This window comes from Pararhizobium sp. IMCC21322 (assembly GCF_030758295.1).
Taxonomy (GTDB): domain Bacteria; phylum Pseudomonadota; class Alphaproteobacteria; order Rhizobiales.
In genome coordinates this window covers 1,446,788-1,468,818 of the sequence record NZ_CP132335.1, presented here as the reverse complement: position 1 = coordinate 1,468,818, position 22,031 = coordinate 1,446,788, and the positions used below count along the sequence as shown (strand labels likewise).

At 53.6% G+C, this 22,031-nt stretch carries 19 protein-coding genes; 10 read left to right on the top strand and 9 right to left on the bottom strand.

Annotated features, from left to right (window positions below; genetic code table 11):
• Positions 1–166: 166 nt before the first annotated feature.
• A complete protein-coding gene (gene katG, locus RAL91_RS07100) occupies positions 167–2,377 on the top strand; it encodes a catalase/peroxidase HPI (protein ID WP_306260939.1) in 2,211 nt (736 codons plus the stop codon).
• 108 nt (positions 2,378–2,485) lie between these two features.
• Here the strand turns inward: katG and RAL91_RS07095 are convergent, their stop codons facing one another.
• Entirely contained in the window at positions 2,486–3,385 is a 900-nt protein-coding gene (locus tag RAL91_RS07095) for a LysR substrate-binding domain-containing protein (RefSeq protein WP_306260937.1), read from the bottom strand.
• A 115-nt stretch (positions 3,386–3,500) separates the two neighbouring features.
• On the opposite strand from RAL91_RS07095, the gene RAL91_RS07090 reads away from it, so the two are divergent.
• From RAL91_RS07090 to RAL91_RS07070, 5 genes are all read left to right on the top strand, one after another.
• Positions 3,501–4,529: a YncE family protein gene (locus tag RAL91_RS07090; RefSeq protein WP_306260935.1), complete on the top strand. Its 1,029-nt coding sequence runs from the start codon at positions 3,501–3,503 to the stop codon at positions 4,527–4,529.
• A gap of 38 nt (positions 4,530–4,567) precedes the next feature.
• The gene (locus RAL91_RS07085; protein WP_306260933.1) at positions 4,568–5,572 is read left to right on the top strand and encodes a tripartite tricarboxylate transporter substrate binding protein; all 1,005 of its coding nucleotides are present in this window, start codon (positions 4,568–4,570) and stop codon (positions 5,570–5,572) included.
• An 81-nt stretch (positions 5,573–5,653) separates the two neighbouring features.
• On the top strand, positions 5,654–6,097 hold the full coding sequence (locus RAL91_RS07080; RefSeq protein WP_306260931.1) for a tripartite tricarboxylate transporter TctB family protein: 444 nt from the start codon (positions 5,654–5,656) through the stop codon (positions 6,095–6,097).
• Positions 6,098–6,107: 10 nt separating this feature from the next.
• On the top strand, positions 6,108–7,613 hold the full coding sequence (locus RAL91_RS07075) for a tripartite tricarboxylate transporter permease (RefSeq protein WP_306260928.1): 1,506 nt from the start codon (positions 6,108–6,110) through the stop codon (positions 7,611–7,613).
• Between the two features lie 170 nt (positions 7,614–7,783).
• Complete coding sequence (locus RAL91_RS07070) at positions 7,784–8,569, top strand: 3-keto-5-aminohexanoate cleavage protein (protein ID WP_306260926.1); 786 nt, start codon at positions 7,784–7,786, stop codon at positions 8,567–8,569.
• 15 nt (positions 8,570–8,584) lie between these two features.
• On the opposite strand, the gene RAL91_RS07065 is transcribed toward RAL91_RS07070, so the two are convergent.
• The gene (locus RAL91_RS07065) at positions 8,585–9,532 is read right to left on the bottom strand and encodes a hypothetical protein (protein ID WP_306260924.1); all 948 of its coding nucleotides are present in this window, start codon (positions 9,530–9,532) and stop codon (positions 8,585–8,587) included.
• Between the two features lie 114 nt (positions 9,533–9,646).
• On the opposite strand from RAL91_RS07065, the gene RAL91_RS07060 reads away from it, so the two are divergent.
• Entirely contained in the window at positions 9,647–10,618 is a 972-nt protein-coding gene (locus tag RAL91_RS07060) for a cation diffusion facilitator family transporter (RefSeq protein ID WP_306260922.1), read from the top strand.
• A 13-nt stretch (positions 10,619–10,631) separates the two neighbouring features.
• Here the strand turns inward: RAL91_RS07060 and RAL91_RS07055 are convergent, their stop codons facing one another.
• From RAL91_RS07055 to RAL91_RS07030, 6 genes are all read right to left on the bottom strand, one after another.
• Positions 10,632–11,411: an ABC transporter permease gene (locus RAL91_RS07055; RefSeq protein WP_306260920.1), complete on the bottom strand. Its 780-nt coding sequence runs from the start codon at positions 11,409–11,411 to the stop codon at positions 10,632–10,634.
• Positions 11,408–12,226 (bottom strand): ABC transporter permease, encoded by an 819-nt coding sequence (locus tag RAL91_RS07050; protein WP_306260918.1) that lies wholly within the window; start codon positions 12,224–12,226, stop codon positions 11,408–11,410. The genes RAL91_RS07055 and RAL91_RS07050 overlap by 4 nt, the downstream gene beginning before the upstream one ends.
• A complete protein-coding gene (locus RAL91_RS07045; RefSeq protein WP_306260916.1) occupies positions 12,219–12,563 on the bottom strand; it encodes a hypothetical protein in 345 nt (114 codons plus the stop codon). The genes RAL91_RS07050 and RAL91_RS07045 overlap by 8 nt, the downstream gene beginning before the upstream one ends.
• Entirely contained in the window at positions 12,563–13,348 is a 786-nt protein-coding gene (locus tag RAL91_RS07040) for an ABC transporter ATP-binding protein (protein WP_306260914.1), read from the bottom strand. Before RAL91_RS07040 ends, RAL91_RS07045 begins: the two co-directional genes overlap by 1 nt.
• A 65-nt stretch (positions 13,349–13,413) precedes the next feature.
• Entirely contained in the window at positions 13,414–14,445 is a 1,032-nt protein-coding gene (locus RAL91_RS07035; protein ID WP_306260912.1) for an ABC transporter substrate-binding protein, read from the bottom strand.
• 114 nt (positions 14,446–14,559) lie between these two features.
• A complete protein-coding gene (locus RAL91_RS07030; protein WP_306260910.1) occupies positions 14,560–15,204 on the bottom strand; it encodes a GntR family transcriptional regulator in 645 nt (214 codons plus the stop codon).
• A gap of 262 nt (positions 15,205–15,466) precedes the next feature.
• Here RAL91_RS07030 and RAL91_RS25030 point away from each other — a divergent pair, with 262 nt between their 5' ends.
• Genes RAL91_RS25030 through RAL91_RS07020 form a run of 3 tightly spaced genes read left to right on the top strand, consistent with a single transcriptional unit; the run spans position 15,467 to position 21,331 of the window.
• Entirely contained in the window at positions 15,467–16,447 is a 981-nt protein-coding gene (locus RAL91_RS25030) for an ImuA family protein (protein ID WP_371932493.1), read from the top strand.
• Positions 16,356–17,972: a DNA polymerase Y family protein gene (locus RAL91_RS07025; RefSeq protein ID WP_371932530.1), complete on the top strand. Its 1,617-nt coding sequence runs from the start codon at positions 16,356–16,358 to the stop codon at positions 17,970–17,972. The genes RAL91_RS25030 and RAL91_RS07025 overlap by 92 nt, the downstream gene beginning before the upstream one ends.
• Complete coding sequence (locus RAL91_RS07020; protein WP_306260907.1) at positions 17,969–21,331, top strand: error-prone DNA polymerase; 3,363 nt, start codon at positions 17,969–17,971, stop codon at positions 21,329–21,331. Before RAL91_RS07025 ends, RAL91_RS07020 begins: the two co-directional genes overlap by 4 nt.
• 30 nt (positions 21,332–21,361) lie before the next feature.
• Here RAL91_RS07020 and RAL91_RS07015 read toward each other — a convergent pair whose 3' ends face one another.
• Positions 21,362–22,009: a nucleoside/nucleotide kinase family protein gene (locus RAL91_RS07015; RefSeq protein ID WP_306260905.1), complete on the bottom strand. Its 648-nt coding sequence runs from the start codon at positions 22,007–22,009 to the stop codon at positions 21,362–21,364.
• Between the last annotated feature and the right edge of the window lie 22 nt (positions 22,010–22,031).

Below are 22,031 nucleotides of genomic sequence, written 5' to 3'. Positions count from 1 at the left end.
AGAATATTCAACTTAAACTAATGAGAGGGATTTGCTAGAGTGCTCACAGCGAGGAAAGGCTGTTCAGTTTTACAGCCACCTGATGATGATATCTCCACAAGGCTTAAGCTGACAGGAAACGTCACTCAGGAGCATTCAAGTAACCCAGGAATATTAGGAGACTGAAATGGATATCGATGCGGCTGACAATGTGGGCAAATGCCCGGTGATGGGTGCAGGCCACAGGCGCACCATCAGCGGTGCCAAATCAAACAAAGACTGGTGGCCAAATCAGTTGAACCTGAAGATGCTTCACCAGAATTCTTCCTTGTCCAGTCCTATGGCTCCGGACTTCAATTACGCTGAAGAATTCAAGAAGCTTGATCTGGATGCATTGCAAAAAGACCTTCATGCGCTGATGACAGATTCCCAGGAATGGTGGCCTGCTGATTACGGCCATTACGGACCGTTATTCGTGCGTATGGCCTGGCATAGTGCGGGAACATACCGAACCGCAGACGGTCGTGGCGGCGCAACGTCTGGCTCACAACGGTTTGCTCCTTTGAACAGCTGGCCGGACAATGTGAACCTGGACAAAGCGCGCAGACTTCTGTTGCCGATCAAGCAGAAATACGGCAACAAGATTTCCTGGTCTGATCTGATGGTCCTGGCTGGCAATTGTGCTCTGGATTCCATGAATTTCAAAACATTCGGATTTGCCGGTGGCCGCGAGGACATCTGGGAAGCTGAAGAAGATATTTACTGGGGCCATGAGGATACGTGGCTCGACGACAATCGCTACACAGGTGAGCGTGAGTTGGAAAATCCGCTTGCCGCCGTACAGATGGGCCTGATTTACGTTAATCCTGAAGGCCCAAACGGCAACCCCGATCCGCTGGCGTCAGCCTATGATATTCGCGACACATTCGGCCGCATGGCCATGAATGATGAAGAAACTGTCGCGCTGATCGCCGGTGGTCATACGTTTGGTAAAGCCCATGGGGCCGGTGACCCTGCGCTGATTGGAGCCGATCCCGAAGGCGGCGTGCTCGAAGATCAGGGGCTTGGCTGGAAAAACGGTTTTGAAAGCGGCATTGGCGTTCATGCCACAGGCAGCGGGCTTGAAGGCGCATGGACCACAAATCCGATCTCGTGGGACAATAATTACTTTGAAAATCTATTTGGCTTCGATTGGGAGCAGACCAAAAGCCCGGCAGGCGCCATTCAGTGGACACCAAAAGACGCCTCTGCTGCCGGAACAGTGCCTGATGCACATGATCCTTCCAAATCACATGCACCAGTAATGTTCACGTCGGATCTTGCCTTGAAAGAGGATCCCATCTACGCGAAAATTTCAAAACGTTTCCACGAAAACCCGGATGAATTTGCCGATGCGTTTGCACGCGCCTGGTACAAGCTGACACACCGCGATATGGGGCCGCGTGATCTGTATCTGGGACCACTTGTCCCTGATGAAGAACTGATCTGGCAGGATCCGATTCCAGAAATCACCCACGCATTGGTTGACGACGCGGATATTGCTGCACTGAAGGCAAAGGTTCTGGCGTCAGGTCTTTCAATCTCTGAACTTGTTTCCACAGCCTGGGCATCTGCTGCCACATTCCGCGGGTCTGACCGGCGCGGTGGCGCAAATGGTGCGCGCATTCGTCTGGCTCCCCAGAAAGACTGGGAGGTGAACCAGCCAGACCAGTTGGCAAAAGTCCTTGGTGTACTGGAAGGCATTCAGGCCGACTTCAACAATGGCCAGTCAAATGACAAGCAGGTATCGCTGGCCGATCTGATTGTGCTGGCAGGCTCGGCAGCTGTTGAGAAAGCCGCAGCCAATGCCGGTCATGAGATTGAGGTTCCCTTTGCACCTGGGCGTGGTGACGCCTCACAAGAGCAGACCGATGTGGAATCTGTCGACATGCTGGAGCCAACGGCAGATGGTTTCCGTAACTATCTGAAGTTGGACTATTCGGTTTCGGCTGAAGAATTTCTGGTTGACCGCGCACAATTGCTGACACTGACGGCCCCTGAAATGACGGTTCTTGTGGGCGGCATGCGCACTCTCAATGCCAGTTTCGGCCAGTCGCAGCATGGTGTGTTCACCGATCGTCCTGAAACATTGACCAACGACTTCTTTGTCAATCTGCTTGATATGGGCACCATATGGAGCGGCAAAGATGGCTCGGACAAAGTATTTGAGGGCCACGACCGCACATCCGGCGACCTGAAATGGACAGCCACTCGCGTTGATCTGGTGTTCGGCTCGAACTCCCAATTGCGGGCTTTGGCCGAAGTCTATGCGCAGGACGACGCGAAAGAGACTTTTGTGGAAAATTTCGTTGCAGCCTGGGTGAAAGTGATGAATGCAGACCGGTTTGATCTGGCCTGATTTTGCCACTTATGGCGATGTGTGTGCCCTGAACAGGGCATCATCTGCCAGCATCTGAACCAAAATTGCGAAGCGGCGTTCCGGGATATCCGGGGCGCCGCTTTTTTCTCAGCTGTTCTGTTCTGTCAAACCGGATTTCAGATAATCCAGGAACGTTCTACGGGCCAGCGTGCTGTAATCATCAATCCGATGCACAGAGGCAATTTTGACGTTGGGAAACAGGTGTGAAACATCTCGGGCAACCAGCGGCCTGTCGCGCTCCGCGTCAAAGGTCGGCGTGGCGACAATGGCAACACCAAGCCCATTGGCAGCGTAGGTTTTCATGACATCCGGGTTGCTGGTGGTCAGCGCGTAATTGGGGCTGAGTCCGTTTCTGTCAAAGGTCTCGCGTAGGGAAACCGTTGGCGTTTCAAACGCGATAATCGGCTCGGTTGAAATCATCTCAAGCGTAATATTCTCCGCACTGAACAATGGACAATCTGCAGTTCCTATCAGCAAGCGCGTCCATTCCAGCAGGATATCTGTTGCCAGATTTCCGCGCGGCTCCGCGCCAATTGGTGCAATTGCAAAATCGCATTGCCCGAGGCGTACAGCTTCGACCGCCTTGTCCGATTCCTCCACCTGCATGCGCAAGTGAACGTTTGGATGCTTGAGCGTGAATTTCTTCACCGTTGGCGTGAGCAGATAATGCGCCAGGGTTGGTGTTGTTGCCAGCGACAGGGTCTCCTGTTCCAGCGTACTGGCTTCCTGTCCGATTTTTTCGATGCTGCCAATATCCTGAAGAACACGCTCTGCATGGTGCAGAATTTTCTCACCCTCCGGCGTTAGGCCAGACAGGCGTTTTCCGGTGCGAATAAAGATTTTGCGGGTGAGTGTATCTTCCAGTGATTTCAAATGCTTGCTGATGACTGACTGGGATGTGTTCAGCTTTTTTGCAGCCTTCGACACATGAAACCCCTGCCTGCTTATCTCGACAATGGCCTGAATCTGGTTCAGTGAAAATCGCATGTTAATAGTCCATATAAGAATATAATATGATAATTATATATTTGAAATGGAATAAAGCAATTGCGAAGCTGCGGACAAATTCAAGCCGGATGGGGAGTTCGGCAGGTGAGGAAGCATGGCAATCGCGACACAACAGGACGGCACGCCACAAGAAAGCCCGTCTGGCGTTTCAAATCTTGGAGCCGTGAACAATCCAACCGGGCGTAACGGTCTTATCGGTATCGATAAGGTTGGCGACGCCATCTTGTTTTTTGACCCTGTCAGCCTTGAGACACAAAAAATAATTCCCAAGAAAAACCACCATGAGCTGGCTGTCACGCCAGATCATAAATTTGCCTTCGTCTCGGAACTCGGCAAGTTTTTCGCCGGAAATTTCATCGAGTCCGGCGCGCATATCAGCGTGGTCGATCTGGAAGAACAATCCATTATGCACCGCATTTCCACATCAGAATTCAAAGGGCCACACGCCATGCGCTTTGATGCAAATGGCGATCTTTGGGTGATCTTTGAAGAGACCGGTGAACTGGGACGGATTGATACCGGCTCCATGGAGTTGGTTGAGACCTGCGTCATTGGCGCGGCAGGAAAGCGTGCTCCCTTCATTGAAATCACACCGGACGGCAAGCGCATCTATGTCTCATGCAAGCTTGGCAATATTCTGGTTTTTGATATCGCATCACGGCAGGTCGTAGCGGAAATTCAGGTGCCAAAGGGGACCGAGGGCATCTCGATTTCACCCGGCGGCGACCGGCTTTATGCGGCGGAAAACAGCAAGCAGGATCTGCTGGAAATCGACATAGCGACCAATAAGATCATTCGGGTGATTGCATTGAAGGGCGCTGTCCTCAGCAGCCCCAAAACAAGCCGGTTGATCCGGTTGCGTTTCTCGCCTGACGGCAAATATCTTGTGAGCACAAATTACGTCTCCGGTGTCATGCATATCCATGATGCGCAGGACCCGGAAGATCACGTCTTGCTGCCAATCGCCAAGGGCCCACAAGGCATTGCCTTTGATCCGGACGGTGAGCACACGCTGATCTCAAATCATGATTGCGGTCTGTTTACGCGGGTTCATCTGGCCAGCCAGAAGGCAGTGGCCTGTGTGGCCGCGGGCAAGGGTATCGAGACACTTACATATTTCTAGAACAGAACAGATAATTGGTAAAACGGGAGGAAATTGCCATGACATTTTTGAAACTGAGCAGACGCGCCTTTGGTGCTCTGACATTTGGTGGCCTGAAATTTGGTGGTTTGGCCATTGGCGCGATTGGTTTGTCGCTGACAGCCATGCCAACGCCTGCAGCGGCTCAATCCTATCCGGAAAAGCCCATCAACATTATTGTGCCAACAGGCCCTGGCAGCCTGGTTGATATTCTGGCGCGCCTCGTTGGTGATGGCATGACCGAGAATTGGGGCCAGCAGGTCATCGTCAAGAATATTGGCGGTGCTGGCGGCTCTATCGGGGCTGCCAAGATTGCGGAAGCAGAGGCTGATGGCTACACGCTTGGTTTTGTTCCAGCGAACCTCACCACGCACCCCTATCTTTACAAAATCAAATATGATGTGCAGGCGGATTTTGATCCGGTGATCCGGGTCGCGGGTGCGTCCATGGTGCATTATGTGAACAATGACCTTGGCATTTCGAGCGTTCAGGAATTCATCGATTATGCCAAAGCCAATCCCGACAAGCTGACATTTGCAACAGCGGGCCTTGGCAGCGCTGCCAATCTGGCATCGGAACTGTTCCAGACCAAAACCGGCGTGAGCATGAAAGCCGTTCCTTACAAGAAGCTCAATCTTGGTGTTCTGGATGTTGTCGCAGGGCGCGTCTCCACCGTATTTGTGTCTGCTGCACAAGGCATGCAATTTGTCCGGGATGGCAAGTTGACCGCATTGGGCATCACCGGTCTGACACCCAATCCAGGCGCGCCGGAGTTGAAACCAATCGCGGAACTTGGTGTTCCCGGCTATGAATTCAAATCCTGGTTTGGCTTTATTACACCATCGGGGGTTCCTTCGGACATCATTGCCAAGCTGAATGCGGAAGTCGTCCGCCAGACCAAGACAGAGGCTTTCCAGCAGGCACTTGCAAAGGCCGGGCTGGAACTGATCGCTGGCACACCGGAAGAATTCGCCAGCGTAATTGATGCTGAGCTTGCCAGTTGGAAGGGTATTCTGTCCAAGTAGCCAAGCTGTATAATAAGACAAAGGCCTGTTCATAGTTTGTGCAGGCCTTTGGTGTCTTTCACCAAAACTGAGGGGCTCGCGGTGAAGTTATTGACTGACAAGGATTTTGGATCGGGTTTGCTGTTTGCCCTGGCTGGCATCACGGGTCTGGTCCTGACATCCAGCTTTGAATTTGGGTCCACTGCAGAGCCTGGCCCCGGCTTTTTTCCGATTATCCTGTCCACGCTTCTGATTCTGATTGGCATTGCAGTGGCGCTTGGTGTTTGGTTGCGTGAAGCCGACCCAATTTCGGCAATTGCGATCCGGCCCTTCTTGTTGATTACCTGCGCAGTCGTCGTTTTTGCGTTGTGTATTGAGCGCTTTGGTCTGGTGCCGTCGGTGTTTGTCACTGCCATTGTTGCCAGCTTTGCCCGAGCCAATTATGGCTGGGTTCACCGCATTCTGGCAGCAGCGGGTCTCGCCTTTTTCAGCGCGCTTCTGTTCATCGGTGCCTTGAATTTACCTGTCGCCCTCTGGTCGTTTTGAGAGGCGTGGTATGGAACTGATCAACAATCTCAGCCTCGGTTTCAGCACAGTTTTAACCGGCCAGAATTTGCTCTTCTCCTTTTTCGGCGTCTTGCTGGGAACACTTATCGGCGTGCTTCCCGGCCTTGGGCCATTAGTGGCTATCGCTGTATTGCTGCCCTTCACTTTCGGGCTTGATCCGGTGTCCTCGATGATCATGCTGGCTGGAATTTTCTACGGCGCACAATATGGTGGCTCGACGACAGCCATTCTGATCAATTTGCCGGGAGAAGCCTCTTCCATTGTTACGACGCTGGATGGCCACGAAATGGCGAAGCGCGGACATGCTGGAAAAGCGCTGGCGACCGCAGCCATTGGGTCTTTCTTTGCCGGATGTGTGGCCACGGTTCTGATTGGAGTCTTCGCACCGCCCCTTGCAGAGCTTGCCTTTCAGTTTGGCCCTGCCGAATATTTTTCCCTGATGGTTTGCGGTCTGATTGTCTCTGTCGTGCTTGCCAATGGCTCCGTTCTGAAAGCCATCGGCATGATGGTCTTTGGTCTTTTGCTGGGTCTGATCGGCACCGATGAAATGACGGGCCTTCAGCGCATGACACTGGACATTCCTGAACTATCAGACGGGTTGAGCGTTGCCGCAATTGCCATGGGCATTTTCGGTCTTGGCGAGATCATGCGCAATCTGGAAGACACCACCAAACGCGAATTTAGTGTGTCAAAAATTACAAGTCTGATGCCGACACGGGATGATCTGAAACTCATTTTTGCGCCCATGGTGCGAGGCACGTTTCTGGGCTCCTTTCTGGGCGTGTTGCCCGGCGGCGGAGCGCTGCTGGCATCCTTTTCGGCCTATGCGCTGGAAAAGAAAATCGCCAAGGATCCCAGCGCATTCGGAAAAGGTGCCATTCAGGGTGTAGCAGCGCCTGAATCGGCCAACAATGCCGGTGCACAAACCTCCTTTATTCCCATGTTGACCCTTGGCATTCCCTCCAATCCGGTGATGGCGCTGATGATCAGCGCTCTTATCATTCAGGGGATTGAGCCTGGCCCTGCCGTGATTACAGACCACCCTGAATTGTTCTGGGGTATTATTGCTTCCATGTGGATCGGCAATCTGATGCTTCTGGTTCTTAATCTGCCGCTGGTCGGGTTGTGGGTCAAACTGGTGTCCATCCCCTATAAATTTCTGTTTCCGATTGTGATCGTGTTTGCCTGTGTGGGTGTCTTCAGCGTCAACAACACTGCTTTCGCAGTGCTGACCATGGCCGCCTTTGGCGTTCTTGGATATGTGCTGAAGAAGCTGGAATGCGAGGCTGCCCCCATGATCCTGGGCTTCATTCTGGGGCCGATGATGGAAGGGCATATGCAACGGGCCTTGTTGATCTCGGGCGGTGAGGTTTCTGTCTTTGTGCGCGAGCCAATCAGCGCCGGACTTCTGGCCGTTGCGGCCATTGCATTGGTGGCTGCAGTTCTGCCGTCTGTTCGGAAGACAAGGAACGTTGCGCTGGTGGACGAGGATTAGGGCAGCGAAATCAGAAATCTTGCGTCATTCTGCTCATCTCTCAGCAATTTTCACAAATCTGGAACCTCACTTCACATACTCCAAGCGGTTCGTTGGCCGGTATTGGCGTGCCACTTTAAAATGTGTTTTATAAATTCCGGACCCAACCCTCATCGGAGTTTTGCCGTTCTATGATCCATCACCGGCCATTGCCAAACATCATGGTGGCACCCAATGGTGCGCGCAGAACCAAAGCGGATCATCCGGCCATTCCCCTGACGCAGTCGGAACTGGTTGAAACCGCGATTGCCTGCCAAAAAGCAGGTGCAGACGGGATACATCTTCACATCAGGGACGAACAGGGACTGCATCTGCTGGATGCAGCGGGCTATGCGCAATTGCTTGAGGCGCTCATGGCTGCTGTTCCGGAAATGTATCTTCAAGTGACATCGGAAGCTGCCGGTCGCTACGAAACCGGCGAGCAGATAGCCATTGTTCGTGCCCTGAAGCCGGATCATGTTTCTGTTGCGCTGAGGGAAATGGCCCCCTCGCCTGAAGCCTGGCCCGCCGCACGGGATTTTTATCATTGGGCAGCAGAAGCCAACGTTGCGATCCAGCACATTCTTTATACCCCCAAAGAGGTCGCGGCGTTTCTCGGCGCTTTAGACGCGGGCAAAATTCCCGGCACGCATCATTTGCTGCAATTCGTTCTGGGCGACTATCAGGGCACGCGCATCAGCCGCCTGGATGACATACAGTCCCTGCTTGATCTGTTGGGCAGCTCTAGCGCCCATACATTCGACTGGATGCTGTGTGCCTTCGGGCGCGAAGAGACAGACTGTCTGACAGAAGCTGTCAGACTGGGCGGGAAAGTCCGCGTCGGCTTTGAAAACTCGCTCTGGAACCAAGATGGTTCACTGGCCGTTGACAATACCGAGCGGGTTCATGAAATTTCGCGATCTGTTCAGGCCTCGTGATTTAGGCGCTGTAAGTTATTCAACTGTCTTTCGCAAAAGCACAAGATTGTCGAGCACCAGATTGGTTGACCAGATGAAGTCTGCATCCGCATCGGGCGTGTCAAAAACATCCACGAAATTTGTGAAGCTTTTTTTGTTGTCGACGCCAACAATGTCATTTGTATAGGTCGAGGCGTAAGGCCAGATGCTGTCGTCAAAATTGGGCATCATCCAGTCTTCGGGCATGGCCCAGTGAGCGGCGGAAAAGCCTGTTGCATCATTTACGCCTTCCTGATCACAGGTCGAACTGTCCCGCAGTGGACCACTTACAACAAGGCAAGTGCGGTCCTTAAGCGGTGCGGTGTAAAAGGTCTGCGCGCGCCAACTGGAATCTGTCAGGGCAACGATTTTACCTGCAGCATCCTGAATATGGGCCACGAAGCCGCCATCACCCGGATGATGGCTTGCGCTGCGGTTGGCTTCAGAGCCAAGACCCAGATTTTCTTCCCAATCAACCATCATCACGGCAATGGTCACCGGACGATCAGCGGAAAAGCGGATTACATTTGAGTTGAATGGCGTGAACGGAACCGGATCGACCGCCAGCAACTCGCCATTTACATAGAACTCGAAATAATTGTCTGCGAAGATATAGGCGGTGAATTCCTCATCGCCGCCCGCATCCATCAGCGGAACGTCCGCCAGGTTCAGCTCTGAAAGAGAGCCAAGCTGGGCGCCGCCACACTCATTGTACAGATCAGTTGCTTTTGGAGCTGTTTCAAAATTGGTCGCTGCCGGAACAGTCCATACCGTGCCGTCATCGGCCGTAATCTCTCCGACCAGACTGACACGAGACCGGCGCCCGCAATCAATGAGACCAGGGTTGGTGATTTCTGCCGGGCCGGTTGTGAAGGTTGGTTCCTGTGCAAAAGCAGCAGGTGCGAGCGTGCAGAGAAAGACAATTGGGAGGGTGTGTTTAAACATGCTTTCAGGCCGCCTGTGTGAGAAAGTGTGCAAAAGTGCGACACATAATGGGCACAGATATTCTTGAAATATGGAATGAATATGAATTCGGCAGGAATGGCGCAGGATTAGGCATTGGCAGGACATCACCACCATCACATAGACCCGGACGCTGGCGACACGCGTGTATTCTGGGCTGTTGTCGTCAATCTGGGCCTTACAATTGCTCAGATCATTGGCGGCATTCTGTCTGGCAGCCTGGCGTTGCTGGCTGATGCGTTACATAATTTTTCCGACGCCATTTCGCTGATCATCGCGTTTGCCGCGCGCAAGATTGCGCGCCGTCCGGCAGATGAAGCCATGACATTTGGCTATGGCAGAGCCGAGATCGTGGCGGCGCTGGTCAATTACACAACACTGATCGTTATCGGGCTCTATCTGATTTATGAGGCGGTCTTGCGGTTCTTTGATCCGCAGGGCGTGGATGGCTGGCTGGTTATCATCATTGCAGGCATAGCGCTTGCCGTTGATACCGTTACAGCGCTTCTGACATTTACCATGTCCAAGCAGAGTATGAATATTCGTGCAGCGTTCCTGCACAATGTGGCGGATGCGTTGGGATCGATCGCCGTCATTTTCGCCGGCACCCTGATCCTGCTTTATGACTGGCGTCTGGTGGACCCGATTGTCACTCTGATGATTGCTGCTTATATCCTGTGGCAGTCATTTGCGGAGATCGGGCCTGTGATCCGCATTCTGATGCTTGGTAGCCCACCTGATATGAGTATTCCCGATATTCTGGCAGAACTCCGGTCCATTGAGGGTGTGGCAGATATTCATCATGTGCACCTTTGGCAGATGCAGGAACATGAGACGGCGCTCAATGCACATCTGGTTGTATCACAAGGCGCATGGGGACATGCTGATGCTATCAAGATGACCACCAAGGAATTGCTTCAAGCCAAATTTGGCATTGCGCATGCAACACTGGAAATTGAATGTTCGATCCATGCCTGCCCCGCAGCAAAGACTGTTGGTCATGCGGCTGCCAGTGGAGCCGACAAAACCGATCAACATGGGGATCACGAACACAGCTGGACGGGTTAGGGTCCGGGCTCTACTATTTGTCTTGAAGGATGCCCCATCGGCGCACGGTCATGGTTTCCAGTTTGCGGAACAGGAAGCGGTCCATGACAAGCCAGATGACGCCCACGATAATCATGCCCAATATGACTGTCTCGGTCTGATACCATTGAACGGCATCAAGGGTCATATAGCCAAGCCCCGTGGTTCCAGCGATGAGTTCTGCTCCGATCAGGGCGCGCCAGCCAAAAGCCATGGATGAGCGAAAGCCAACGATCAGCTGCACAAAGGCACCGGGGATGATGACGGATTTCAGAATATCAAACCGGCTGGCCCCAAGTGAGAGAACAGCGCGGTAATAGGTTTGCGGGATGGATTCAACACCAATCACCGTGTTGTAGAGATTTGAGAAGAAGATGATATTGGCAATAACGAAGATGATTGCGCCATCGCCAATGCCAAACCACAAGACGGCCAGCGGAATCCAGGCAATACCGGCAATGGATTGCAGAAATGTCAGCAGGGGCAGCAGGAAATCAGATGCATGTCTGTTGACGCCAATGGCAATGCCAATCGGGACTGCCAGCAGATTTCCCACGATAAATCCAAGCGCCAGCCGATAGAGACTGACCAGAATATGTTCCAACAGCGATCCATCGCCGGTGAGTTCGATTGCTTTGGTCCAGACAAGCTGCGGAGATGGCAGTTTGTAAGCTGGCACAGACAGCAGTGAGGGCAGCACCGTCCATAATATCAGGATGCCGATAAAGGGCATTGCAGCGAGTAGATATGGCCTGAGTTTGAAGGTTTTCATCATTGAATCTCACGCTGCTCGGCTGTAGTCACCAAGCCCCATTTTTGAATGGTGGCGCGCTCAAAGGGGCGCAGATAGGCCAGTTCGATAATCAGCCACAACAGCCCCATGATAATCATGCCGACAATGGTTCTGTCGGTTTGCTTGTTGGCCGCACCATCGAAAATCAGAAAGCCGATTCCTGATGTGGCGGCAATGGCTTCAGCAATGATGAGGCCACGGAATGCAAAACCGGCACCAATGCGAAAACCGGTTACAATGCTTGGCAACACACCCGGCAAAATAACCTCCCTGAGGATTTGCCAGCGGGTAGCGCCCAGTGAGCGCGCCGCATTTACATAGACGATTGGCAGGGTCTGAATACCAGCCAGAACATTGTAGAGAATGGGAAATGCGACCACGAAGATCAGCAACGTCAATATGGTCGTAATGCCATAGCCAAACCAGATGACGAAGACCGGCAGCCAGGCCGATTCCACAATTGCATAGAAGAACCCGACCAGCGGTGCGAAAACGGCGGCAATGGCCTTGTTCAGGCCAAGTGCAAGCGCAACACCAATTCCCACAAGGGAGCCAAGAAAGACACCGGCCACATAGCGGTAAAGGCTGTCCAGAAGATAGACCTCCAGAATGCCTTTGCGCATCATGTCCATAAAGGCGTGATAGACATCAACCGGTGCTGGAAAGAAATAGGAACTGACCCCGGACACGCTGGCACCTATCTGCCAGGCGATGAACAGGGCCGCTATCCCGGCGACGCCTTTGGAAGCTTTAATCCCACGCTTTATCAAACGTGCCTGAGCTGGCGACCTACTCACTTGCGTCACCCTGCTCTGGATCCCAGGAATTGATTGATGAAATCCATGGTTTGCTCGCCAGTGCCAGCAGGTCCCCGGTCGACACATCACGCAGATACACGTTGGTTTCATCTACCCGCATCAACCTGCCGGTCTGCTGCAGACGCGTCATGTGAAATGCTTCCGGTTGAAAGTCGAGACTTGCAACAATGGCGTATTTCCCCCCCGGCTCTGTCTGGAACCCGTCCAGTTTCAGATCACGCTGTGAGGTGCGGTGCAACGCAATGACCAGCACAAAGACCAGGATCAGGGATGTGGTCAGGATCGGCGGCTTCAGCAGCACTCGCATCCAACCCATCACGCCGCATCCTGCCTGACCAGCTTTGTGATCTCGTCGCGCAATGCCTGAAAGCGCGGATTGGAATTCAGTGACGACATATCTCGTTCTGAACGGTCAATATCGATATCCACCATCGCCTTGATCTCGCCAGGGCCGGAAGACAGAACCATAACCCGGTCACCGAGAAAGATGGCTTCTTCCACACTGTGGGTTACAAAAAAGACGGTCACTTCTGTCTGTTGCCAGATGCGGACCAGTTCTTCCTGAAGCGTCATGCGGGTTTGTGCATCCACGGCTGCAAACGGCTCATCCATCAACATCACTTCCGGCTCATTCGCCAATGTGCGTGCCACGGCCGCGCGCTGGCGCATGCCACCTGACAATTGATGGGGGTATTTCGCTTCCGCATCTGCAAGGCCACACAGGGCCAGATATTCACGGGCTGTTTTATCGCGCTCGGGCTTGGATTTGCCACGGAATTTCAGGCCAAGGCCAACATTGTCCAGCACCGTTTTCCACGGCAGCAGGGCATAATCCTGAAACACCACACCGCGATCAGCGCCCGGTCCTTCAATGTCCTTGCCGTTCAGCTTGATGCTGCCGCTCTGCGGTGTCAGAAATCCGGCGATTGCCGACAGCAATGAGGATTTTCCGCAACCACTGGGCCCGACAACGACCAGAAACTCGTTTGCACTCACCTCCAATGTGACATCCTTGACCGCCAGATGCGGCTCGGAAAGGTCCTGATTGGTGTAGGCGATGGACGCGTTGTCGACCGAAATTTTGGGGAGTTCTTTGTTCACAACCACATTTCTTTGCTCTGGCAGATAAAAACGGAGCCGCCCTGTTTGACGGCTCCGTTTATCTGCTAGTTTTTCAGATCATCCGGGATCGGCTTCAGATCATCAAAAAATTGCGGAGCTGTTTCCATCGCATAATTGATGAACTGCGCATCAACAACCTCATCCAGATTGATTTCATCACGCAGCTTGCCGGCAGCCTTCAGACCAGGAATGGTTTTTTCCCGGTACATATCCACGGTGTAGCGGGACATGCGCGGGTCACTCAGACCGTTGCGTATGGCAGCTTTCATGACGCTGGCATCCTTGAGATTGATCCAACGCAGGTTCACTTCCGCAGCCTCATCGAGATTCTGGCGAACCCATTGAGACGCTTCTGCGAATGCGAGCATGAAGCGGCGAAGCTGTTCCGCCTTTCCCTCAACAACGGATTTGGACGTCAGAATTGTGCCGGGATCATAGCAGGATTGACATTGGCCGACGATGAGCTGTTTGGCGCCATCAACGTTGACAACACTTGTTGAGAGCCATGGCTCCCACACGGAAACCGCATCTACATCGCCGTTCAGAAGAGCTGTCGGAAGCTCCGGTGGCTTAACGTTGATCATCTCGACATCATCACCTGTCATTCCGTGTTGGGCAAGCAGGCCCAGCACATAGCCTTCCGCGCCAGTGCCGCGGGGCAAACCGATGCGTTTTCCCTTCAGATCCTCAATTGAATTGATACCGGCTGACGATGCGATACCGTTATTGTCAACATAGTGATCCTTGAGGGCGTCGCCATGAAGGTGACCGATCAAAACAAGCGGAAAGCCGTTTGATGCCCCGGACAGGAATGGAATTGATCCCATCGTGTTCACATCATGGGAGCCTGCCAGCAGACCGTTGATCATCTCGACACCTGTCTGGAACATCACAATCTCTGCATCAAGACCATGCTTTTCAAACAGGCCCTGCTCCACCGCCACAAAAATTGGTGCATGCAGTGTTCCACCTGCAGCGGCAATTTTCAGCTTCAGAGTATCCTGTGCAGTTGCGGCTCCTCCGCCCAGTAACAACGCCACCATGGCGAAGCGCATTAATTTAAGTATTGTATTCATGGTTTCCTCCTCTTTATTTGGGTGTCAGTCTATTGGTACTGGCCACGTCCCGGATCTTCTGTTCGGCAAGGCATTCATGGCCAGAGATGCTATTTTAGGGATGGCGTGCGTTCGTCAGACCAGCCCCGGTTCTTTTCCAAGGGCTCTGGCTTCCGAGATGCAAAGATGCTCATTCAGGGCTGCTGCAGCCGCCGCACGGTCATCCACAATCAACGCGTCCAGTATTTTCAAATGCTCCTGCATGGCCGGTAAAACGCGCGAAGCAATGAAGCGACGGTTCAGACGAACCATGCGGACCTTGTCACTGTTCTGGCCATGTATCTGGGTCAGCAAATCATTCCCGATGGCTGCTATCAAACCGTCATGGAATGCCCAATCGGTCTTGTAGGCATCGTGCAGCAGGGCCTCGTCAATATTGGTTTCTGCCCTGACGGCAATGCTTTTTGTCCGGTCGCGAATTTCCTGCAATTGCGGCCAGCCATTGTCGCCCAGTTCATAACAGGCCTGCACTTCCAGAAACCGGCGCACCTGAAATGCGTTGGTGATGAAATCCCGGTCGACCTTGGCGATGCGAACGCCCTTTTTGGGAAGCAGTTCGACCAGCCCTTCACTTTCAAGCTGGCGTAAAGCATCACGCAGGGGACTGATCGAGACGTTCAATCCATCACATAATTCCTGAATCGATAGAAACTGTCCGGGATGCAATTGCTCGGCAAACAGTGATTCCTTGAAGGCCGCATAAGCGTTTTCGCGAAGCAAATTCAGGTCCCCTCCCAATAAAATTTCTTGTAAAATTTTACAAGAAATATCAAAGCGTATGAAATGAGTCAATGCCCGATCCAGCACCTTGCGCCGTTTTGCTCACCCGTTTGAACACGGGTATATTTTTTCACTACAGCCTTCGGTTTAACTGCCTGCACCAGAGCCATGCTTCAGAGTTGCTGTTGAAATCTTCCGCTTGACTCATTTGTCCGCCCTCCTGTTAAATAGAACAAAATAGGAACATTTAGCGAGGACGATTGTGCGTAACGCAACGGCAACAGCGTTGATTGATCATTTGCATACGCAGGATCAAATGCGCGTTCAGGACGGTTTTCAGACAAAAGTTGGGACCAGATTACCCGCTGCGCTGAATGCACAGCTGATCCCTGCCAGCCGCTTACTGCCCAACAGCCAGAGTGTTGCAGAAGATGAATTGTCAGCCTTTTTTGACACCGGTCTGCCGCCCGGCAGCCTGCATGAAATACGCTGCGCGCACAGCCGTGATGCGGGGGCTTTGACAGGGTTTGCAATGGCCTTGCTGAGCCGGATGAACCAACACGCGGCGAAACCGGTTTTATGGATATCAGCGCCTTTTGCCGATACCAGCAATATGAGCCTGTTCCCGCAGGGTCTTGCCAATCTGGGCTTTGATCCTGACCGCCTTGTCATTGTCACGCCACTCAGTGTGAAACACGCTTTATGGGCGGCGGATGAGGCTGCCAAATGCACCGATCTGGCGGCTGTCATTCTGCATGTTGAGGGCCACCCCAGAACACTTGATATGACCGCTACGCGGCGTTTGAACCTGCGAGCCAGTGAAAGCGGAACCAGCGTTCTCATTCTGCGGCAGAGCAGCGAAGAGGAAGCCAATGCAGCCATAACGCGTTGGTGCATCAAGCCGCGCCTGTCCTGCCAGTTAGACATGCAGGGTGCCCTGAAGCCCGATGCAGGCATTGGTCATACCGCATTTTCCGCTCATCTGGAGCGTAATCGACAAGGGGCAACCGGGGCTGCCTCTGCCACATGGAACCACCAAATTCGAGGCTTTTGCCATGTCCGACACAAAGATCACATCCACGAACAATCTGGGGTACACTCAGGGCCACAATCTGGGCCCCAATCAGGACAAAGGGCAACGCTTCCTCAGCATCGCCTTCCCCTTTCTGCCAACCGACCGGATCAGCCGTCAGATATGGGGAAAATCGTGGCGCTTCCAACAAAACTGGAACGGGCAGGCTGACTGCCCGCCCCTTGCCGTTATCGCTTCCATTAAAAGTGCCTTGCGCCTGTCCGCGCTAAACCAGACGGCCAGACAGGCCGGATTGCATAAAGATCAGACCCTGACAGATGCACGGGCTATTTTGCCAAAGCTGGACTGTCATGAAGCTGATGAGGCGGCTGATGCTGCGCTTCTGGAAGCCATTGCCGACTGGTGCGAGCGCTACACACCGCTGTTGTCCATCGACACGATCAATGGTCTTCCCGGACTGATGCTGGACATCACCGGCTGCGCACATCTGTTCAAAGGCGAGGAGGCATTGCGCCTGAATCTGATTTCGAGCCTGAATGCCCAGGGTTTTGTCACCAACATTGCCATTGCCTCCACACCAGGGGCTGCCTGGGGTATTGCCCGCTACGGGAACGTGAACGACAGTCGTATTGCTGCCCAAGGCGCAGAGCGGGACCATGTCGCGCCCCTGCCCCTTGAGGCTCTGCGCATGGACCCGAAAACTGTTGAGGAACTGAAGCAGGTCGGGTTGAAAACCGTTGGCTGCATCATGGATTTGCCACGCGGGCCGCTATCGCTGCGGTTTGGCAGGCAGTTGCTGCGCAGGCTTGATCAGGCGCTTGGCCGCGAAGAGGAAACCATTTCACCGCGCATGGCTGTGGCGGAACTTGCATCTGAACGGCAATTTGTTGATCCAATCTCGTTGCAGGATGATATCAGCCGCAGCATTTTATCGCTTGCAGGCAATCTGAAACCTATTCTGGAAAAGCGCGCGCTTGGCGCACGGGTTCTGGTCTTGAAACTGTTCCGGGTGGACGGAGAGCGCCGCATGCTCAGCGTTGTCACGGCCAATCCGGAACGCGAGCCCGCCCATATTGAGCAATTGTTTCAGGACCGGCTTGTCAGTTTGCACAGCCCTTTGGAAGCCGGTTTCGGGTTTGATCTGGTCCGTCTGGAAATTGCCACATCGGAGCCCATGCTCGATCAGCAGGCAGATTTTGTTGCCAAAGTGCCGATGGAAGACAGCTATAACGCGCTCATCAACCGGCTTGGCGCGCGCCTTGGCACAGACCGGGTCCAGCATTTCATCATGAATGACAGCCATATTCCGGAACGCAGCTTTGGGGTGCTACCGTCCATTCGCAGGCCCAATCAGAAGGGCCGACATAGGCATCAAAATATGCGGGCGCAGGCCGCCCTCTCCCTGACAGATGCTGAGGATATGGAAGAGCTGGACACGCAACTGACGCGGCCAATTCTGCTGTTGAATCAGCCTGAACCTGTGGATGTGATTGCCGAGATACCCGAAGGCCTGCCGCAACGCTTCCGCTGGCGCAAAGTGCTGTATGAGATTGCCGCCAGCGAAGGTCCGGAGCGAATTGCCTGCGAGTGGTGGCGCGATGGCCGTCAGGCGCTGACGCGGGATTACTTCAAGACTGAAGATCGTGAAGGGCGGCGGTTCTGGCTGTTCCGTCAGGGATTATACGAGCGGGAAGCCGCGCGCCCGCATTGGTATATGCACGGGCTGTTCCCGTGACCCAGCAGCCATTTGCCCTGCCTTATGTGGAACTGGCCGCAGCCAGTAATTTTTCCTTTCTGCGCGGAGCCTCTCATGGCGAGGAAATGGTTCTTCAGGCTAAAAAACTGGACCTCACCGGCCTGGCCATTGCCGACCGCAATTCCATGGCTGGTGTGGTGCGCGCTCATATGGCCGCCAAGGAGGCAGAGCTGCCCTTTGCACCTGGATGCCGGCTGGTGTTCACCGATGCCACACCGGATATTCTTGTCTGGCCGAAAAGCCGGCAGGGCTGGGGCAATCTGTGTGAATTGCTGACACGGGGTAAACGGCGTGCGCCGAAAGCTGCCTGTTATCTGCAGCTTGATGATTTTCTGGATTTGGGAGAACAGATGATCATGGCTCCTGTTCTGCCCGCACAATTTTCAGAAAAGACGGGCGCTTTTCTACCAAAATTGAAAAGCCGGTTTGGCCGCAACGTCTATCTTGCCCTGTCGCGCAGCTATGGGACGCATGATGACAGGCGGTTGCAACGTCTGTCACGCATGGCCAGCACTTACAAATTGCCGCTTCTGGCCATTGGCGACGTGCTTTACCACGCGCCCGACAGGCGGCCTTTGCAGGATGTTTTAAGCTGTGTGCGCGAAGGCAAGACACTGGCCACCATTGGCAAGGCACTGGAGCCGAATGCCGAGCGTCATTTGAAATCCGGCATTGAAATGACACAGCTTTTCAAAGGCTATGAAGCGGCTGTCAGCGCTTCTGTAGCCGTGTTTGAACAGTTGCAGTTTTCTCTGGATGAATTGCGCTATCAATATCCTGAAGATCCGGTTTTTGAAGAGCTTGGCGGGCATCCGGTTCCCTCCCAGATTGCGCTGGAACAATTGACCGCACGCGGTGCAAAGGAACGCTTTCCTGAAGGGGTGCCCCCCAAGGTGCAGGCTGCTATCCGCCATGAGATGGGTTTGATCAAAAAGCTGAATTATGCCTCCTATTTTCTGACAGTTTTCGACATTGTGCGCTTTGCCCGCAGTCAGGGTATTTTATGTCAGGGGCGCGGCTCTGCTGCCAATTCAAGCATTTGCTATTGCCTGCGCATTACCGAAGTTGACCCCGTCAAGGTTGACTTGCTGTTTGAACGTTTTATTTCCGAAGAGCGCGGCGAGCCGCCGGATATTGATGTGGATTTCGAGCATGAGCGGCGCGAAGAAGTCATCCAGTATATCTACGCAAAATACGGCCGGGAGAAAGCCGGTCTGGCAGCCACGGTCATCACCTATCGCGCGCGCTCGGCCATACGGGAAGTGGGCAAGGTTTTTGGCCTGTCGGATGATGCCATCAGCGCCATTTCCGGCACGAGATGGGGCAGCGGATCAAGCGCCATCAGTGATGAGGAGACCAAGCGGGCCGGTTTGGACCCACAGGACAAACATCTGAAGCAATTGCTTGATCTGGCCAATCAGATCATCGGCTTTCCGCGTCATCTCTCCCAGCATGTCGGCGGTTTTGTCATTACACGCGACCGGCTGTCATCGCTGATCCCGATTGAAAATGCCGCCATGGATGATCGTACCATTGTGGAATGGGACAAGGATGATCTTGAAAGTCTCGGCATGTTGAAAATCGATGTGCTGGCGCTGGGCATGCTGACCTGCATTCGCAAGGCGTTTGATCTGCTCAAAACCCATTATGGACGTCATGAAACTCTGGCGTCCCTGCCGCAGGAAGATACAGCGACCTACGACATGATCTGCCGGGCCGATACGCTGGGTGTGTTTCAGATTGAAAGCCGGGCGCAAATGTCGATGCTGCCGCGTCTGAAGCCCAGAACCTATTATGACCTTGTCATTGAGGTTGCCATTGTCCGGCCCGGACCCATTCAGGGGGATATGGTGCACCCCTATTTGCGCCGTCGCCAGGGCAAGGAAAAGGTCAGCTATCCCAAAGCTGAACTGGAAAGGGTTCTTAAAAAAACGCTGGGTGTTCCGCTGTTTCAGGAACAGGCCATGAATATTGCCATTGTCGCCGCCCATTTCACCCCGTCCGAGGCCGATAAATTACGCCGCGCCATGGCCACGTTTCGCCGGGTTGGCACCATCGGCAATTTTGAACGGAAAATGGTGGAGGGCATGGTGGCCAACGGGTATGAGCGCGACTTTGCCAAACATTGCTTCAAGCAGATTGAAGGGTTTGGCGATTATGGTTTTCCCGAAAGCCATGCAGCCAGTTTTGCTCTGCTGGTCTATGTGTCCTGCTGGCTGAAATGCTATTATCCCGATGTGTTCTGCGCTGCGATCCTGAACTCGCAACCCATGGGTTTCTACGCCCCGGCTCAGCTTGTGCGCGATGCCAGGGAACATGGTGTGGAACTGCGCCCTCCCGACATTAATCATTCAAACTGGGACACAAGTCTGGAAGCAGATTCACAGGCGCAGAGAATTTCACCGCAACACCGGGATATGGCTGGTGTGATGCAAAACAACCATGCCGTTCGCCTTGGCCTTAACCGGGTCAAAGGCCTGCATAAGGACCATGCGGATCAACTGGTTGCCCATCGCGGGCGTGGTTATGACAGTATGCGCGATCTGTGGCTTCGCTCCGGCCTTGCAAAATCCACTCTGGAACGTCTGGCAGAGGCCGATTGTCTGCGCTCTCTTGGTCTGGACCGCCGCACGGCCCTGTGGGCCGCCAAGGCACTGGACCCGCTGACCAGTGAAGAGCGTCTGCCGCTGTTTGCAATCGGGGCAGATACGGACCGTCGTAACGAGCCGGATGTTGCGCTGCCGACCATGCCATTGGGCGAGCATGTGATCCATGACTACCGCTCGCTATCCCTATCGCTGAAGGCGCATCCTGTGTCCTTCGTCAGGCAAACACTGGGACAAATGCATTACCGCCAGACGGAAGCTCTCAACACAGCACGGTCAAACTCATTCATTCGTATTGCCGGACTGGTACTTGTGCGCCAGCGACCGGGCACGGCCAAAGGCGTGATCTTTGAAACCATCGAGGATGAAACCGGGGTTGCCAATATTATTGTCTGGCCGAAAATTTTTGAAAAATATCGGCCGGTTGTTCTGGGCGCACGGTTTGTCGGCATTCATGGCAAGGTTCAAACGGCAGAGGGCGTGACGCATGTGATTGCAAACCATCTTGAAGATCTGACGCATCTTCTGTCAGCCATATCTGATGCAACGGAGCATCTGGAGCCGCTGGCCAATGCAGATGAGGTTAAAAACCCGCAGCAGGATGTCAGGCAAAAACGCGCGCGCCCTGACCGAATTGAAAAATTTGAAAAAGATCTCGATACAATGCGTCACAAAAACCGCCCCCCTTCACGCGCCGGTGCGGTTTTGCCAAAAGGGCGAAATTTTCATTAAAGCATCATTGGGTCCAACAGGCTGCGCCCGTCAGTTGCTTTGAAGGCGTATATCCGGCACCCGGCTTTTTCCATAAACCAACAGGCCATTCGGCAAATCATTGTCGAAAACCTTGCGTTCAACATCAGCCTCTGACAGCCCCAGCTTTACCCAGCGCTCTCGCAAGCGCCGCTCCAATTCAGCAGCTCCCACCTCGACCATCACCGTTCTGTCAAACTGCTCCGCCAATTGCTGCCAGGGTGCCTCATCCAACAGCAGATAATTCCCTTCAACCACAATCACACGGGTTGCCTGTTCAATGAGAGCGGCACCCGCACGGGCAATTTCTATGGTTCTGTCAAACACTGGCACAGCAATGGACGGCTCAGTGTTAGCCCGAAGCCGTTTGATCATGGCAGCCAGTCCACCAACATCAAATGTATGGGGCGCGCCTTTTTGCGCCTGCCATCCTTTTGGTGTCAGCACATGGTCATCATAATGATAGCCATCCATGGGCAGTAAGGCGGCCTGCCCCGCACGGACTTCATTCAGTTGATCCACCAGCCATTCAGCAAGGGTCGACTTACCTGAAGCGGGCGCGCCTGCAATGGCAATGATGAGCCTGTCGCCAGCCAAACCGGCATCGACGCCTTTTACCAGCTCCGTCAAAAGTTCCTGCTGATCAATAGATTGCGACATATAGACTCCCGTTTGTGTGGCC

Excerpts from the sequence above, each read along its gene's own strand:
- RAL91_RS07075 (WP_306260928.1), top strand. The coding sequence starts at position 6,108 with ATGGAACTGATCAACAATCTCAGCCTCGGTTTCAGCACAGTTTTAACC.
- RAL91_RS07015 (WP_306260905.1), bottom strand. The coding sequence starts at position 22,009 with ATGTCGCAATCTATTGATCAGCAGGAACTTTTGACGGAGCTGGTAAAA.
- RAL91_RS07035 (WP_306260912.1), bottom strand. The coding sequence starts at position 14,445 with ATGAATACAATACTTAAATTAATGCGCTTCGCCATGGTGGCGTTGTTA.
- RAL91_RS07045 (WP_306260916.1), bottom strand. The coding sequence starts at position 12,563 with ATGGGTTGGATGCGAGTGCTGCTGAAGCCGCCGATCCTGACCACATCC.
- RAL91_RS07070 (WP_306260926.1), top strand. The coding sequence starts at position 7,784 with ATGATCCATCACCGGCCATTGCCAAACATCATGGTGGCACCCAATGGT.
- RAL91_RS07085 (WP_306260933.1), top strand. The coding sequence starts at position 4,568 with ATGACATTTTTGAAACTGAGCAGACGCGCCTTTGGTGCTCTGACATTT.
- RAL91_RS07055 (WP_306260920.1), bottom strand. The coding sequence starts at position 11,411 with ATGATGAAAACCTTCAAACTCAGGCCATATCTACTCGCTGCAATGCCC.
- RAL91_RS07095 (WP_306260937.1), bottom strand. The coding sequence starts at position 3,385 with ATGCGATTTTCACTGAACCAGATTCAGGCCATTGTCGAGATAAGCAGG.
- RAL91_RS07090 (WP_306260935.1), top strand. The coding sequence starts at position 3,501 with ATGGCAATCGCGACACAACAGGACGGCACGCCACAAGAAAGCCCGTCT.
- katG (WP_306260939.1), top strand. The coding sequence starts at position 167 with ATGGATATCGATGCGGCTGACAATGTGGGCAAATGCCCGGTGATGGGT.
- RAL91_RS07065 (WP_306260924.1), bottom strand. The coding sequence starts at position 9,532 with ATGTTTAAACACACCCTCCCAATTGTCTTTCTCTGCACGCTCGCACCT.